This window comes from Paenibacillus sp. Y5S-9 (assembly GCF_036894235.1).
In the GTDB taxonomy this organism is placed as follows: Bacteria; Bacillota; Bacilli; order Paenibacillales; family Paenibacillaceae; genus Paenibacillus.
Genome location: NZ_CP145887.1, coordinates 5,441,109 through 5,456,334, shown reverse-complemented (window position 1 = coordinate 5,456,334; position 15,226 = coordinate 5,441,109). Strand labels below are relative to the sequence as shown.

14 protein-coding genes and 1 other annotated feature (1 of these 15 running past the window's edge) are annotated in these 15,226 nt (G+C 47.6%); all 14 genes read left to right on the top strand.

Features of this window, described 5'->3' with window-relative positions:
• Window positions 1-258: a binding site (T-box leader), on the top strand (it extends 24 nt beyond the left edge of the window).
• A gap of 61 nt (window positions 259-319) precedes the next feature.
• The 14 genes from V6669_RS24040 to V6669_RS23975 all read left to right on the top strand — a co-directional run bounded on the left by V6669_RS24040 (window position 320) and on the right by V6669_RS23975 (window position 15,180).
• Window positions 320-2,986, top strand: coding sequence for a valine--tRNA ligase (locus tag V6669_RS24040; protein ID WP_338588364.1), 2,667 nt, complete (start codon window positions 320-322; stop codon window positions 2,984-2,986).
• Between the two features lie 78 nt (window positions 2,987-3,064).
• Window positions 3,065-4,441, top strand: coding sequence for a folylpolyglutamate synthase/dihydrofolate synthase family protein (locus tag V6669_RS24035; RefSeq protein WP_338588363.1), 1,377 nt, complete (start codon window positions 3,065-3,067; stop codon window positions 4,439-4,441).
• Between the two features lie 56 nt (window positions 4,442-4,497).
• Window positions 4,498-5,817, top strand: coding sequence for a UDP-N-acetylmuramate--L-alanine ligase (gene murC, locus V6669_RS24030; RefSeq protein WP_253442774.1), 1,320 nt, complete (start codon window positions 4,498-4,500; stop codon window positions 5,815-5,817).
• A 116-nt stretch (window positions 5,818-5,933) separates the two neighbouring features.
• Entirely contained in the window at window positions 5,934-7,163 is a 1,230-nt protein-coding gene (locus V6669_RS24025; RefSeq protein ID WP_338588362.1) for an SPOR domain-containing protein, read from the top strand.
• Between the two features lie 145 nt (window positions 7,164-7,308).
• Window positions 7,309-7,551 (top strand): DUF4321 domain-containing protein, encoded by a 243-nt coding sequence (locus V6669_RS24020; RefSeq protein WP_047841183.1) that lies wholly within the window; start codon window positions 7,309-7,311, stop codon window positions 7,549-7,551.
• A 95-nt stretch (window positions 7,552-7,646) separates the two neighbouring features.
• Window positions 7,647-8,258 carry a Maf family protein gene (locus tag V6669_RS24015; protein WP_338588361.1) on the top strand — a complete coding sequence of 204 codons (612 nt, stop codon included), beginning with the start codon at window positions 7,647-7,649 and terminating at the stop codon, window positions 8,256-8,258.
• Window positions 8,259-8,295: 37 nt separating this feature from the next.
• Entirely contained in the window at window positions 8,296-8,985 is a 690-nt protein-coding gene (radC, locus tag V6669_RS24010; RefSeq protein WP_076216949.1) for a DNA repair protein RadC, read from the top strand.
• Between the two features lie 183 nt (window positions 8,986-9,168).
• On the top strand, window positions 9,169-10,203 hold the full coding sequence (locus V6669_RS24005; protein WP_017692612.1) for a rod shape-determining protein: 1,035 nt from the start codon (window positions 9,169-9,171) through the stop codon (window positions 10,201-10,203).
• A gap of 185 nt (window positions 10,204-10,388) precedes the next feature.
• Complete coding sequence (gene mreC / locus V6669_RS24000; protein ID WP_210109919.1) at window positions 10,389-11,261, top strand: rod shape-determining protein MreC; 873 nt, start codon at window positions 10,389-10,391, stop codon at window positions 11,259-11,261.
• Window positions 11,261-11,794 carry a rod shape-determining protein MreD gene (gene mreD, locus V6669_RS23995; protein WP_091037552.1) on the top strand — a complete coding sequence of 178 codons (534 nt, stop codon included), beginning with the start codon at window positions 11,261-11,263 and terminating at the stop codon, window positions 11,792-11,794. Before mreC ends, mreD begins: the two co-directional genes overlap by 1 nt.
• A 74-nt stretch (window positions 11,795-11,868) precedes the next feature.
• Complete coding sequence (gene minC / locus V6669_RS23990; protein WP_017692615.1) at window positions 11,869-12,531, top strand: septum site-determining protein MinC; 663 nt, start codon at window positions 11,869-11,871, stop codon at window positions 12,529-12,531.
• 3 nt (window positions 12,532-12,534) lie between these two features.
• Window positions 12,535-13,329: a septum site-determining protein MinD gene (gene minD, locus V6669_RS23985; RefSeq protein ID WP_053783092.1), complete on the top strand. Its 795-nt coding sequence runs from the start codon at window positions 12,535-12,537 to the stop codon at window positions 13,327-13,329.
• A 149-nt stretch (window positions 13,330-13,478) separates the two neighbouring features.
• Window positions 13,479-14,327 carry a M23 family metallopeptidase gene (locus V6669_RS23980; protein WP_338588360.1) on the top strand — a complete coding sequence of 283 codons (849 nt, stop codon included), beginning with the start codon at window positions 13,479-13,481 and terminating at the stop codon, window positions 14,325-14,327.
• Complete coding sequence (locus V6669_RS23975; protein ID WP_338588359.1) at window positions 14,320-15,180, top strand: M50 family metallopeptidase; 861 nt, start codon at window positions 14,320-14,322, stop codon at window positions 15,178-15,180. The genes V6669_RS23980 and V6669_RS23975 overlap by 8 nt, the downstream gene beginning before the upstream one ends.
• The last annotated feature ends 46 nt before the right edge of the window (window positions 15,181-15,226 follow it).

Sequence of the window (15,226 nt, the reverse complement as noted above, 5' to 3'; positions counted from 1 at the left end):
AGACAGTATGACCTTTCAGAGAGTGGAATTGCAGCGCTGTGAGATTCCGCAGGAACCAACTGATCGAAGTCGCCCGGGAGTTGCCTGTTTGAATACAAGGGATGGATGAGATCTATCGTCATTTATTTCTGAGGTAGGATGGGCCGGTAGCAGCCGTTATCTGCTTGAAGTGTCACGTTATGTACAGAGGGTGAAGTCTATCTTGCTGTAGGCGTGAAACAAAGGTGGTACCGCGAAAGCTAACCTTTCGTCCTTTGATGGATGAAAGGTTTTTTTTGTTTTTTTTGGCGAAGATGATGAAGTAACGGAGGAATGACACATGTCTGAGGAAAAAAAATCAGCTGCAACAGAAATGCCGACCACTTACGATCCTAAGGCGGCAGAGGATAAATGGTACTCCACCTGGATGGAGCGTGGATATTTCAAAGCCGGTCAGCGTAAAGATGCCGAGCCGTATACAATTGTAATTCCACCCCCAAATGTGACCGGGATGCTGCACATTGGGCATGCGCTCGATTTTACACTGCAGGATATTCTGATCCGCACCAAACGGATGCAAGGTTATGACGCACTGTGGCTTCCGGGTTCCGACCATGCAGGTATTGCTACCCAAACCAAAGTGGAGCAGAAGCTGCGTGAAGAAGGTCTGACTCGTTATGATCTGGGACGCGAGAAGTTTCTGGAGAAAGTATGGGACTGGAAAGATCAATATGCCACTACCATTCGTCAGCAATGGGGCAAAATGGGATTGTCGCTTGATTACTCCCGTGAACGTTTTACGCTGGATGAAGGTCTGTCCCAAGCGGTTCGTAAAGTATTTGTTCAGCTATATGAAAAAGGCCTTATTTACCGAGGCAAACGCATCATTAACTGGGATCCGGTGAACCGGACAGCTCTGTCCGACATTGAGGTTGAATATAAAGAGGTACAGGGTCACTTGTACCATCTGCGTTACCCGCTCAAAGACGGAAGTGGCTACGTTACAGTGGCAACAACGCGTCCTGAAACGATGCTGGGTGATACAGCGGTTGCTGTTCATCCGAAGGATGAGCGTTATGCAGATATGGTTGGTAAAGTACTTGTACTGCCTATCATTGGACGCGAAATCCCAATTATCGCTGATGATTATGTGGATAAAGAGTTCGGAAGTGGTGCTGTTAAAATCACGCCTGCGCATGATCCAAATGACTTTGAAGTAGGTCTTCGTCATGATCTGCCTCAAATTACGGTAATGGATGAGAGCGGCACAATGAATGCTGAGGCTGGCAAGTATCAGGGACTGGATCGCAGTGACTGCCGCAAGCAGATTGTTGCTGACTTGAAAGAGCAGGGCGTATTGATCAATATCGAGGATCACACGCATCAGGTTGGACACAGTGAGCGTACCGGAGCTGTTGTTGAGCCGTATCTGTCTACACAGTGGTTCGTTGAGATGAAGCCACTTGCAGAGAGAGCGATTAAGAAACAACAGAGCGGCGAAGGAGTTAATTTTGTTCCAGATCGTTTTGAGAAAACCTATCTGAACTGGATCGAAAACGTTCGTGACTGGTGTATTTCCCGTCAACTGTGGTGGGGACATCGTATTCCTGCCTGGTATGATGAAGAAACGGGTGAAATCATCGTATCTGCTGAAGATCCAACAACGCTGCCAGAGTATGCTGGACGCAAGCTCAGACAGGACGAAGACGTACTCGATACTTGGTTTAGCTCCGGCTTATGGCCATTCTCCACACTAGGCTGGCCGGAAGATACGGAAGACCTGAAACGTTATTATCCGACAAGTGTACTTGTGACAGGGTATGACATCATATATTTCTGGGTTGCACGTATGATTTTCACTGCACTGGAATTCACGGATGAGATTCCGTTCAAGGATGTGCTGATGCATGGTCTTGTTCGTGATGCAGATGGACGCAAAATGTCCAAATCACTGGGCAACGGCGTAGATCCGCTGGATGTGATTGAGAAATATGGCGCAGATGCAATGCGTTACATGATCTCAACCAGCAGCACGCCAGGTCAGGATCTCCGTTTCCGTTGGGAACGGGTAGAGCAGGCTCGTAATTTTGCCAACAAGATCTGGAATGCTTCGCGCTTTGCATTGATGAATCTGGAAGGATTCACCTATGAGGAACGTGACATCAGTGGAGAGCTTGGTACAGCGGATTATTGGATTTTGCACCGCCTGAACGAAACTTCCCGCGATATTACGCGTCTAATCGAAGCGTATGAATTTGGGGAAACGGGTCGTGTGTTGTATAACTTTATCTGGGATGACCTGTGTGACTGGTACATCGAGTTTGCTAAGCTGTCCTTCTATGGGGAAGATCCGGTTGCCAAGAAGAAAACACAATCCGTGCTTGCTTATGTGCTGGATCAGACAATGCGCCTGATTCATCCGTTTATGCCATACATCTCCGAAGAGATCTGGCAGCATCTTCCGCATGAAGGTGAGACGATTACGCTGGCATCATGGCCGGTATATGATCCTGCTCTTGAGAACCCAGAGGCTGTTGCCGAGATGAACCTGCTCATGGATACCATTCGTGCAGTTCGAAACATTCGTGCAGAAGTGAACGTGCCGATGAGCAAAAAGATTGAGTTGATGGTCAAAGCTAATAGTGCTGAGACGTCCAGCATCATTGAGCGCAACAGTCACTACATCAAACGTTTCTGTAATACGTCCGAGTTCGATAGTGGGCTGGATCTAAGCTCACCGGATAAGGCGATGACTGCGATCATTACGGGGGCAGAACTATACTTGCCGCTCGCAGGTCTTATTGATATCGAGCAGGAAGTGGCTCGTTTGGAGAAAGAGTTGCAGAATCTTGAGGGCGAAGTTCTCCGTGTAGAGAAAAAGCTGGCGAACGAAGGCTTTGTAGCCAAAGCTCCTGCCAAAGTTATTGAGGAAGAGCGCGCCAAGCAAGCAGATTATTCCGATAAACGGGATAAAGTGATTGCAAGAATCAAGGAACTTAAAGGTTAATATATTTGGGTCGGATGGAGAGCCATTATGCCATCCGGCCGCTTTTTTCACTCAAACTCGGGACCGAAGGTGAATCAGATGACGGAATTAGACGGGACAGATGCAGCAGCTCCTTTACTTACGTATAACGAGGCCGTGGACTGGATCAATGGCCTTATTCCTTTTGGCATCCGACCTGGATTGGAACGAATCGAGAGTCTGATGTCCATGTTAGACAATCCACACCAACGTCTCAAATTTATTCATGTCGCGGGAACGAACGGCAAAGGTTCGACTTGCGCTTTTTTGACGTCAGTGCTTCTTCAGGCTGGATATGATGTGGGTACCTTTACGTCGCCGTATATCACCAAGTTTACAAACCGTTTTCAATACAACGGTGAGGATATTCCTGAAGAAATCCTGCTTAAGCTCTCGAACCGATTACATCCACTGGTCATGGAAATGGCCTCCACTCCGCTTGGATCACCCACGATGTTTGAGGTGTCCACGGCTCTGGCGCTTCTGTACTATGCAGAGGAGTGTTACCCTGACGTTGTGGTATGGGAGACGGGGCTAGGGGGAAGGATGGACGTAACGAATATTGTCGCACCTGTTGTGTCCGTCATCACCAACATTGGTATGGATCACACGGATGTGCTTGGAGATACGATTGAGCAGATTGCTGGGGAAAAAGCAGGTATAATCAAGCCGGGAGTACCCGTTGTGACTTGCGCGACTCAACCCGAAGCTGTGAAGGTGATTCAGGAGAAAGCACAGCAGCTTCAATCAAGCGTGTATTTGGCTGGAGATCAATTCTCTTATCATAGACTGGACAGCAATGAGAACGGACAATCTTTTCATTTTACAGGCCCGTTTCGTGATCTGGACGTTCGCATACGCATGCAGGGCTCACATCAATGTGACAATGCAGCGGCCGCACTTATGGTGCTTGAATTGCTTAGACAATACATGGCATTTATGCTGGATGACAACGATATTGCACTTGGACTGGAAAATGCTTTCTGGGCAGGAAGATTCGAAAAAGTCGTCGATGAACCCCGAATTGTGCTCGATGGAGCACATAATCCGGAAGGGGCAGAATCACTGGCCAAGAGCATTACGGATGTCTATCCTCACAACAAGTTAATTTTGATGATGGGTATGTTGGCAAATAAGCATCACGAAGCGTATTTGCAGCATATACTGCCACTAGTGGATACGCTGATCCTGACCGAGCCAGATTTCCGACGCAAAATGGATGCAGCTGAATTGCTGCAGATTGTCGAACGGGTACGTCCCGCCATTGCGAAGCAGGAACTGGAAATCATCGTCGAGCCCGAATGGGCAAAGGCACTTGATCTATTGAAGTCACGGACGGAAGCGGAAGATCTGGGGGTGGTCTCCGGCACACTGTACCTGATTGCGGATGTGCGGGCAGCCCTTTTGCATCAAACCGATTCTGAAAAAGGTTGGTGAAAGTTTTGTTAAATACATCGGAACACGTTCATTTTATAGGGATTGGCGGATATGGCATGAGTGCCATCGCAAGAGTTATGTTGGAAATGGGATACACCGTTACCGGATCGGATGTCGCTTCACAGGAGTTGACCGAGAAGTTGGCAGCCAAGGGAGCGAAAATATATATCGGACATACGGCAGAGCACGTCACTGGAGCAGACTTGGTTGTTTACTCTACGGCAGCGCCTGCTGATAATGTGGAACGGGTAGCAGCTGCAGAGCTGAACATTCCGATTCTGCATCGTTCCCAGATGCTTGCACGTTTGTTGAACGAACGTAAAGGTGTGGCTGTGGCTGGAGCTCACGGTAAAACAACTACCTCATCCATGATTGCACTTGTTATGGATAAATGTGATACGGACCCGACATATATCATTGGCGGAGAAATCATGAATGTGGGCACCAACGCCAAGGCAGGCCAGGGCGACTGGGTAGTCGCTGAGGCAGACGAGAGCGATGGCTCATTTTTGCAGTACCATCCATGGCTCGGTATTGTGACCAATATTGAGGCAGATCATCTGGAGAATTACAACAGTGATTTTGAGGAGCTCAAAAAGGCTTATGTGCAGTTCCTGAGCCAGATTCGTCCGGAAGGAACAGCGATTGTGTGTTCTGACGACGAGAATGTTCAAGCGATTTTGCCTGAACTCAAGTCACGGATTACAACCTATGGTATTGATCGTGCTGCGGATTATACGGCAACGGATATTGTACTGGGTGATCGCCGGATTTCCTTTACGATGAATCATCAGGGTGCTGCTATGGGCACGGTTGAGTTATCAGTGCCGGGTAAGCATAACGTTTATAATGCGATGGCTACGGTGATTACCTGTCTGGAAGCAGGCATTCCATTTGAGAAGATTGTGGCAGCTATCATCCAGTTCCACGGAGCCAAACGCAGATTCCAGGTATTGGGCGAGGCGCGTGATATGCTAATCATTGATGATTATGCTCATCATCCGACTGAGATTGAAGCTACGATTAGTGCCGCCAAAGCAACAGGCAAACGCATTATTGCGGTATTCCAGCCACAGCGTTATACGCGGACGTTCTTCCTGCTGGATGCGTTCAGTCGTGCTTTCGCGGAAGCGGATGAGGTGCTTATTACGGATATCTATTCTCCTGCGGGCGAAAAGCAGATCGAAGGGGTAACCTCAGCCAAACTGGTTGAACTGATCGTTCAAAACAGTAATGCTTCTGCACGTTACCTTCCTACAAAAGAAGAAGTTGTCGCTGACCTGCAGCATCGTCTGCAGCCAGGAGATCTTGTGATTACGATGGGTGCAGGTGATATTTGGAAAGTCGGCGATACACTTGCCAAAGGTTTGAAATAAATCAATTGAGAAATCGCCTGTCTTCGATACGAAGCAGGCGTTTTTTGCGTTATATGGAATGTATTCTCCAGTCTCTGCATATAGCTGATATAAATGGGACAAAGGAGAGGGTACGGGTGAGCAATGCTAGAATGACGTTTCGCTTCGGGGATCATGAGTCGGACAAGCCTGAAAACAAGAGGATATCCGCGTCCAGTCCATTGGTGACGTTAAGTGAAGAATTACCGCATAATCAACCGCTAACGCCTAAGCAGATGGATACAACCCCATCATGGACGCCTGAGGATATCCCCGGAGACTGGGGAGAGACGGTGCTGACAAGCTCTACTGTACCTGAACCTGACGAGCGGGTGAGCCATGATTCGAACTTGAACTTGGATGAGGCCCATTATATTGGGAACCGTTCCGGTTACGGTTATGTTAATCACACCGATAATCCGGAGGAAGAGCGTCGTGATCTGTCCAATACCCATGATGATCAAGGCCACGACTGGCTTGCAGATTCGGAGAACTATTCGTACAAACGCAATCGCCCTCCAAGGGGATGGAAAATGATTGGTTCTGTTACCGGGGCTCTTGTTACCGGAGCACTCTTTGGTATGGTTATTCTCTCATTTTTTAATAAAGAAGGAGCCGCCAAGCCAGGTGATCTTCTTCCCGTCAATCAGGCGGTTTCCACCGTGACGGGTCAGGAGGGGGCTGCTGGTACAGAGCAACAGCTTCAGACAGCTACGATTGGCAGCACGTATTATGCACTCCAATACGGCGTATTCAGTTCTCCTGAACGAGCTGAGCAGGCCAAGCTTGAGCTGGCTCAGGCAGGTATAGCCGCAGGTTCTGATCCTGAAGATGGCAATCGAGTATATGCAGGCATTTCGGCTGATCGTGAAGAGGCCAAGCTACTTAGCTCCAGGCTAAAAGCCCAAGGAGTTGAACTGTACGTCAAGGAGATCGTGAACCCTGAGATCAATCCGGCTATATTCGGTGGCAAGCAAGAGGATGTGCAGCTTTTCTTCACAAACAGTTCTGCACTGGTCGAACAATTATCTACCTTGTCCATTCAACAGCTGGGACAGTCTGCTCCGGCAGCAGTCTCTACAGAAACGATGACCGCGATTCAGAATAAGCATCAGTCATGGATGACGGGATTGAATAGTATTACACCTGGTCTGACCGCAGATGTACAACCTATTATTGGCGGAATGGAGAAATCAATGAACAGTGCAATTACGGCTATCGCGGAGTACAACAAAAACCCGGATGATGTGCACATGTGGTCCGTGCAGTCCGATCTGATGGAATATGTACTGCAGCAGAAAAAATGGCTCGAAGCGATAAAGCAGTAACATGCTCTTTCCCATAACAACGCTTGGAAATACCTATCCGGCAAGGAACTGGAAATAGTTCCCCTTGCCGGATTTGTGTTTGTATTGACGTACAAAACCCCGTATAATAATGTGGGTGTCAAAAAATGGCGAGGGAAGATTACCGATGAAAAAAAACTTCGGCATGTTATTGCTGTTTCTGCTGCTCGGCTGGATGGCCGGAGCGTGGATCGCCAAGGCACTGCAGCCTGTTAAGGCAGTAGCCTTTCTTACGAAAGCCACGACCATACGTTGGTCGCCGCAGGCTGATCTGGATATTATCAGTTATGATATTTCACTTCAATTTCAAATGAGCCTTCTGAGTCTGATCGGTATGATTGCCGCTGTGTGGCTGTATCGCAGACTGTAGGAGAATGACGAGTTATGACGAAAAAAAATTAAACCAGTGACATCTATTATCGTGATCCGGACAGGATGTTGCCGTGGCATAAGGAGCCGTTCATTTTGGATAACACTCAACAGCGCCCTATTATTCTGGCCTCCACATCGCCTCGGCGCAAAGAACTGATCGCATCACTCCACCTAGCGTTTGATGTAATACCAAGTCATGCCAACGAAGATACACCACCAGAATGGACACCTGAACAGACGGTACAGGAGCTTGCTTTGCGCAAGGCGCTTGCCGTGTATCGCGGGCTTGAAGGCCGCGAGCAGGAAGCCATTATTGTTGGTAGTGACACTGTTGTTGTTCTGGATGGTGAGATTCTAGGCAAACCCTTAGACGAAGCGGATGCTGAACGTATGTTATCCCGACTGCAGGGCCGCGTACATCGGGTGTTTACGGGTGTCGCTTGTATTGATGCGGGCAATGGACAGTCGTTAGTTCATTACCGCCAGACCGATGTAACGATGAAAGAGCTGACGGATGCGACCATCCGTGCTTATGTGCAGACGGGTGAGCCTTCAGATAAGGCAGGATCATATGCCATTCAGGGCATTGGTGCTTCACTGATCGACCGCATTGAAGGATGTTATTTTAATGTGGTTGGCTTGCCGTTATCCTTGCTAAGTGATATGTTGGACGGATTCGGCGTACATGTGTTGCCACGAACATGAATGAAGCCAAATGTTGTGAAATGAAAAGAGGGAACATATGGAGTCGCCTCAATACATGATGCGCGACATCCCCCAGGAAGAACGCCCGAGAGAACGCATGATGGAATACGGGGCGGGCGCCTTAAGCCATGCTGAATTGCTGGCAATTTTACTTCGAACAGGCACAAGACAGGAATCCGCGGTGCATATGGCACAGCGGATTCTGGCCGAAGCGGGTGGCATTCGCTCGTTGATGGATTTGAGTCTGGAAGAATTGACCGCGATGAAAGGAATCGGCAATGCCAAGGCTGTGCAATTAAAAGCTGGCATTGAGCTGGGTCATCGGATTGCCAAAAGCAGACTCACGCAGTCGACTTCAATTCGTACACCCCGTGATGCAGCTGACATTCTGATCGAACAATTGCGTTACTTGCAAAAAGAACATTTTGTGTGTCTTTTTCTGAATAGCAAAAATCATATTATTGCCCAGGAAACACTCTCCATGGGCAGCCTTAACGCTTCGATTGTACATCCACGTGAAGTGTTCCGGGCTGCCATCAAATGCAGCAGCGCATCGATTGTGTGCGCACACAACCATCCGAGTGGTGATCCTACGCCCAGTCCGGAGGATATCCAAATAACCAAGAGACTGATTGAAGCAGGCGCTATTGTTGGCATTGACGTGCTTGATCATATTATTATCGGAGATGGAACGTACGTAAGTTTGAAGGAGAAGGGCTTAGTATAATATAATGGTTGGCGTTGATGTTTTCCTATGAATGTTAACGGCGTTGTCCGTAAAAGATAGGTTCACTTTACTAATGCAAAAAAACAAATGCGAATATTAGCTCCACGTGTTACGTGGGAATGAAATTATTACGCTCTGGATCAGAATGGAGCGGCTATATGAGGCAGAAAAGGAGATTATGTTATGTTTGGTGGTTTTACGAAAGATTTGGGTATTGACTTGGGGACAGCAAATACGTTGGTTTATGTACGAGGAAAAGGAATTGTGGTGCGAGAACCTTCGGTTGTCGCTATACGGACAGATACAAATAGCATCGAGGCAGTAGGTGAAGCCGCCAAAAAAATGATTGGACGTACACCAGGTAACATTCGTGCCATTCGTCCAATGAAAGATGGCGTTATTGCCGATTTCGATACAACGGCAACAATGATCAAATATTTCATCCGTGAGGCGCAGAAACAGCGCTCCATGTTCCAACGTCATCCAAACGTAATGGTATGTGTACCATCCGGGATCACAGCAGTAGAACAACGTGCGGTTGAAGATGCAACCAAACAGGCTGGAGCACGTGAAGCCTATACAATTGAAGAGCCTTTTGCAGCTGCAATCGGTGCAGATCTGCCTGTATGGGAACCAACGGGTAGCATGGTTGTCGATATTGGTGGCGGTACAACGGAAGTGGCTGTTATCTCTCTTGGTGGTATTGTAACGAGCCGTTCGGTTCGTGTAGCAGGTGACGAGATGGATGAATCCGTTATCCAGTACATCAAACGTCAATACAATCTGATGATCGGTGAGCGTACATCGGAGCAATTGAAGATGGACATCGGATCAGCTATGCCATTGGAACAAGTAGAAACGATGGAAATTCGTGGACGTGACCTCGTTACAGGTCTGCCGAAGACAATTACGATTACTTCGGACGAGATCAGTGAAGCGTTGGCTGATACCGTGAATGCAATTGTTGAAGCGGTAAAAGTAACACTGGAAAAATGCCCGCCTGAACTTGCAGCCGATATTATGGATCGGGGTATCGTTCTTACAGGTGGTGGGGCGTTGCTTCGTAACCTGGACAAGCTTTTGGCTGGTGAGACAGGAATGCCTGTCATTGTGGCTGAGAACCCGCTGGATTGTGTAGCAATCGGAACAGGTAAAGCGCTAGAGAATATTCATTTGTTCAAAAGCAGAAGCAGTTCGGCCGTTCGTTCCAAACGTTAATTGGTATTTGCCTAACTTGGCATAGCGACCAAGTGGCAAGATATCTTTATAGAGGACCCGGTTAACCCCGGGGATGAGCTATTACCCGCTTAACAGGGGAGGATCGGCTGATATTCTCGCAGGGACTACAGGTCTGACAGTCTCCCCGCCGGGCATGGCTCGGAAGAGAATATGGATGTTAGAGGGTGTTCGAACTGTTTAAACTGCTAGGCAACAAAAGACTTTTTGTTTTGCTGGTGGGCCTTGTTACATTTATCGCGTTAATGGGCTTTACGCTCAGTCCGCGAACCACTCTATCCTGGCCGGAGAAATTCCTGAAGGATTCAGTTGGATTTGTACAATACGTATTTTACAAGCCCGCTTCCTATGTAGCGGGCTTTTTCAAAGATGTAGCGAACATGCGTACGGTATATGAAGAGAATGAAGAGCTCCGTATCGCGATGGGTCACTATACCCGGGATCGGCTGAAGTACAATGATATGGAGCAAGTGAATGAGCAGCTTCAGAAAGCGCTCAATTTCACAGAAGAACAGAAGAATCGCTATAATTACGGTTCACGAATTGCTCAGGTTATCAGTGCCAATTCGGATCCGAATAGCAGAACCATTAACATTGATATCGGTGAAAATGCGGGAATCAAGCCGGGGATGGCCGTTACCTCCCAGGAAGGGCTGGTCGGCGTCATCAGTCATGTCAGCTCATATACATCAACGGTTAATCTGTTAACGTCCATGGACGCCAATGATCCGACATCCAATGCCATTGCAGCAACGGCGGTAGGTAAAGAGAAAGTGTTTGGTATGATTGAGAGCTACGATCCGAAGACGGGCATGCTCAAGATGACCAAAATCTCGGAGGATTCTAATATCAAAGAGGATGATGAGATTATCTCCTCCGGAATTATTAACAATTTTCCGAAGTACATGCGGATTGGTAAAGTGGAGAAGGTCGAAGTTGGGGAGTACGGCTTAACAAGGACTGCGATTATCGAACCATACGCCAGCTTCCTTGACTGGAAAGAGCTGATTGTCATTATCCCGCCTGAGGTAAAAGAATAATGGTAACGCGCAAGCAAGTTCTGTTCCTGTTACTATTCGTTTTGTTCATTGCGGAAGGCACAATTTTACCGCTGCTCATCCCTTCTGGCTGGCACATGCGCATTTCTGCCAATCTGGTCTATATCGTCATTTTGTTTATCGCTGTATATCATCATCGTCATACGGCACTAGTACTCGGTATATTTTTTGGACTGTTGCATGACGTTGTATTCTACGGCGAGATGATTGGACCTTATGGATTCTCAATGGGATTATCGGCATATATGATGGGACTCATTTTCCAAGCACCACGTGCACCACTGCCGGTTATGGTATCGGTTGTCATTTTGGGAAGTCTGCTTAATGACACTATGCTATTCTTCCTGTACAAGCTCTTCCAACTTAACCACGTGACCTTTGACTGGGCGTTGATTGAATACATGATTCCTAATTTGTTCATTCATTTTGTGTTTGCCTTGATCATATATGTCCCCCTTCGGAAACAACTGGAGCGGATCGGCAAGAGAAGGAGCAAGACAGAAGAAGCTTCCTAAATACATTTATGGAGCGCAAAGCAGGAACTTGGGGCCCCGGGCACGAAATGTAATGAGATGGGAGGGACAGGCTTATGACGGTAAAATCGAATCACGTAACGATTAAAGGCATCCGAGACGGCCTGGTTTTCCTGTTGGACGATCAATGTGAATTCGAGGAATTGCTCTATGAGCTCCGCTATAAGCTGGAACACAGCCATCAAAATATTTTGACCGGACCGATTGTTCATGTGGATATCAAGTTGGGTGCCCGCGAAGTGACAGAGGACCAGAAAGAAGCAATCCTCGATATATTGAAGCAAAAAGGGAATCTGCTTATTCGATCCATCGACTCACCTGCACTCCAACCGGAGGTTAAAGGACCGCCGCCGATTGTAACCATGTGTGGTATGGTGCGTTCAGGTCAGGTGCTTCATCATGAAGGAAATCTCCTGTTTCTTGGGGATATCAATCCGGGGGGCACAGTGACGTGTACCGGAGATATATATGTGTTGGGTTCACTCAGAGGTATGGCTCATGCCGGAATTGGCGGGGACGAGGAAGCGATCATTGCCGCTTCGGTATTTGCACCGACGCAGCTACGGATTGCGGATATCATCAGTCGTCCTCCCGATGAATGGGAGAGCCGAGAGACCGGAATGGAATTTGCTTACTTACAGGACAATCAGATGCAGATAGACAAAATGAGCAATATCGTTCGGTTACGCCGAGATTTTAATGTGTTTAAAGGAGTGTAGCTCATGGGAGAGGCGATCGTGATCACTTCGGGTAAAGGCGGCGTGGGTAAAACAACCACCTCGGCAAACATCGGGACAGCGCTGGCGCTGCTCGGCAAAAAGGTTTGTCTGGTAGATACCGATATCGGCCTTCGTAATTTGGATGTCGTGATGGGACTCGAAAACCGTATTATTTACGATCTGTGCGACGTTGCGGACGGCCGCTGCCGTCTGAATCAGGCTTTGGTCAAAGACAAGCGTTTCGAAGAATTATACATGTTGCCTGCTGCGCAGACGAGAGACAAAAACTCAGTGTCGCCAGAACAGGTCAAGGATATTATCCTTGAATTGAAAAAAGATTTTGAGTACGTCATTATTGATTGCCCAGCCGGCATAGAGCAGGGTTTCAAAAATGCGGTAGCAGGAGCAGATCAGGCCATCGTGGTTACTACACCGGAAAATGCTGCAGTGCGTGATGCGGATCGTGTCATCGGCCTGCTGGAGAGTTCACACATTCAATCACCAAAGCTGGTGGTGAATCGAATTCGCAATAATATGGTTAAATCGGGTGACATGTTAGATATCGATGGTATTTTACAAGTACTTAATATTGACCTGATTGGCATCGTGCCTGATGATGAACTGGTCATCAAAGCTGCCAATTCAGGAGAACCTACGGTCATGAATCCGGATTCACTTGCGGCGATTGCCTATCGTAACATTGCAAGACGCATTTTGGGAGATACGGTTCCATTGATGCAGCTGGAGCAGAAAAAGGGAGCTTTCACTCGTTTCAAAAAGTTCTTCGGAATGGGTTAATTCATTTAATTGGACTTATTCATTATCTGATTACATGACAGCCGTGGCTTATAGCCCGGCTTTTTTTGTTACCTGCTGGCAGGCTTGTTCATATTATCAACCACCTCTTCATAGGATGTAGTAAACAAGCCTCGGCGGGAGGATATTCCATGAACACGAAACTCAGAATTAAGCAGAGACGAGAAGAACGCATTCGGCGACTGATGGATGGTGCCACTGTGGAGGTCTTACAGGAGCAAAAAGTAGGTACACTGTTGGACAAGAATGAGATCATACACCCGAAACCATTTGCGCCTAGTGAGGGGATACAGGAAAGAGATCCGGAATGGTTATGGAAAAAAGAGAATGGTCATTTCGTTCCAGGGGGGCATTCGAGATTCAACCTGTTTAAGTCACTTCTCAAACGGACGGTTATTAGCGCTTTGATATTTGGCGGAGTATGGGGGCTATTTCAGTTGGATACATCGTGGACGACATCACCCAAAACAGTAATTGCGGATGCACTCCATCGGGATATGGATTTTGCCTCTGCTGCAGTCTGGTATGAAAAACATTTTGGAGGAACACCTTCGTTTCTGCCTGTTCTTGGACATACAACGGATGCTGTCAATGGTTCAGGCATTCGGCAGTTACTGGGTAAACCAATCTCAGGAACAGTGGTCCAGCCATTCGCGCTGAGCATGAAGGGAATTGAGATCGTTCCGGATGCCGCAGGTGCAGAACTTATACAGGTCGCAAGTTCGGATGCTGGACGTGTCATGGAGGTTATCGGAGATGCAGCAAGTGGATTCACCGTTGTCATCCAACATACAGGCAATGTCACGGCAATATACGGTCGGCTGAACGAAAGTGAAGTGAACGTGAATGACTGGGTGGAAGCGGGGAATCCAGTGGGGAGTCTTAAGGCTACGGGTGGTGAACAACCGGCCACGCTCTATTTTGCAGTCAAAGAGGGTGAAGAGTACGTAGACCCGGCGGAAGTCGTTGCCCTTGATTAGGGTATGGGGAGTACGCATTACGTTTCATCCGTTTTTTGTAATTATCATGATGGCCTCCCTTCTGACTGGACATTTTATTGAGCTTATTACGTTGTTTGCCATCGTATTTATTCATGAATGTGGACATGCTGCGGCTGCTGCCCTTCTGGGCTATCGTGTCTTGTCGATCCAGATGCTTCCTTTTGGAGGAGTAGCGGTTATCGAAGATGGAGGTACGATCACGGCCTACAGGGAAATCATCATTGCTCTGGCAGGTCCATTACAAAACATGCTGATGGTTGGTGTGGTTTTGCTGTTGCAGTATGGCAATCTGGGCGATCCGGTTTTTCTCAACTATATCATTCAGGGGAACCTGCTCATTGCCCTATTTAATCTGCTGCCTGTACTTCCTCTGGACGGAGGTAAAATTGTTCAGGCACTTGTCAGTCTGTGGGCACCCTACTATACAACATTAATGTGGACTTACAGAATTAGCATTCTGTGTAGCGTAGGGGTTATTTTATATGCTATCAGCCGATGGTTTACTGGGGACTACGGCTTACCGCTCAACATTCTGTTAATCGGACTTTTTTTGTTCTATTCCAACGTAACGGATTACCGAAATGTGCCCTATCGCTTCATCCGTTTTCTCATGAATCGCGAGGGTGTGTTCGCTCGTCATGCGGCTACCGGCAGTTTGGCGCAGCCAATAATCTCATTTCCGGCGAAACCTTTGGACACTATTTTGCGTCTATTAAAGAGAGAAAGATACCATATGGTATACGTGATGAACAGACAGGGTCGAATTATGGCCGTCTTGCCTGAGCAACGGATTATCGGTTCCTATTTTCAACAAAATGGTGATAAATTGTAGAGTTCTGGTGGACCTGTTCTGAAATGGGTTAATACATGTACAATGA

Excerpts from the sequence above, each read along its gene's own strand:
- V6669_RS24040 (WP_338588364.1), top strand. The coding sequence starts at position 320 with ATGTCTGAGGAAAAAAAATCAGCTGCAACAGAAATGCCGACCACTTAC.
- V6669_RS24035 (WP_338588363.1), top strand. The coding sequence starts at position 3,065 with ATGACGGAATTAGACGGGACAGATGCAGCAGCTCCTTTACTTACGTAT.
- murC (WP_253442774.1), top strand. The coding sequence starts at position 4,498 with ATGAGTGCCATCGCAAGAGTTATGTTGGAAATGGGATACACCGTTACC.
- V6669_RS24020 (WP_047841183.1), top strand. The coding sequence starts at position 7,309 with ATGAAAAAAAACTTCGGCATGTTATTGCTGTTTCTGCTGCTCGGCTGG.
- radC (WP_076216949.1), top strand. The coding sequence starts at position 8,296 with ATGGAGTCGCCTCAATACATGATGCGCGACATCCCCCAGGAAGAACGC.
- V6669_RS24005 (WP_017692612.1), top strand. The coding sequence starts at position 9,169 with ATGTTTGGTGGTTTTACGAAAGATTTGGGTATTGACTTGGGGACAGCA.
- mreD (WP_091037552.1), top strand. The coding sequence starts at position 11,261 with ATGGTAACGCGCAAGCAAGTTCTGTTCCTGTTACTATTCGTTTTGTTC.
- minC (WP_017692615.1), top strand. The coding sequence starts at position 11,869 with ATGACGGTAAAATCGAATCACGTAACGATTAAAGGCATCCGAGACGGC.
- minD (WP_053783092.1), top strand. The coding sequence starts at position 12,535 with ATGGGAGAGGCGATCGTGATCACTTCGGGTAAAGGCGGCGTGGGTAAA.
- V6669_RS23980 (WP_338588360.1), top strand. The coding sequence starts at position 13,479 with ATGAACACGAAACTCAGAATTAAGCAGAGACGAGAAGAACGCATTCGG.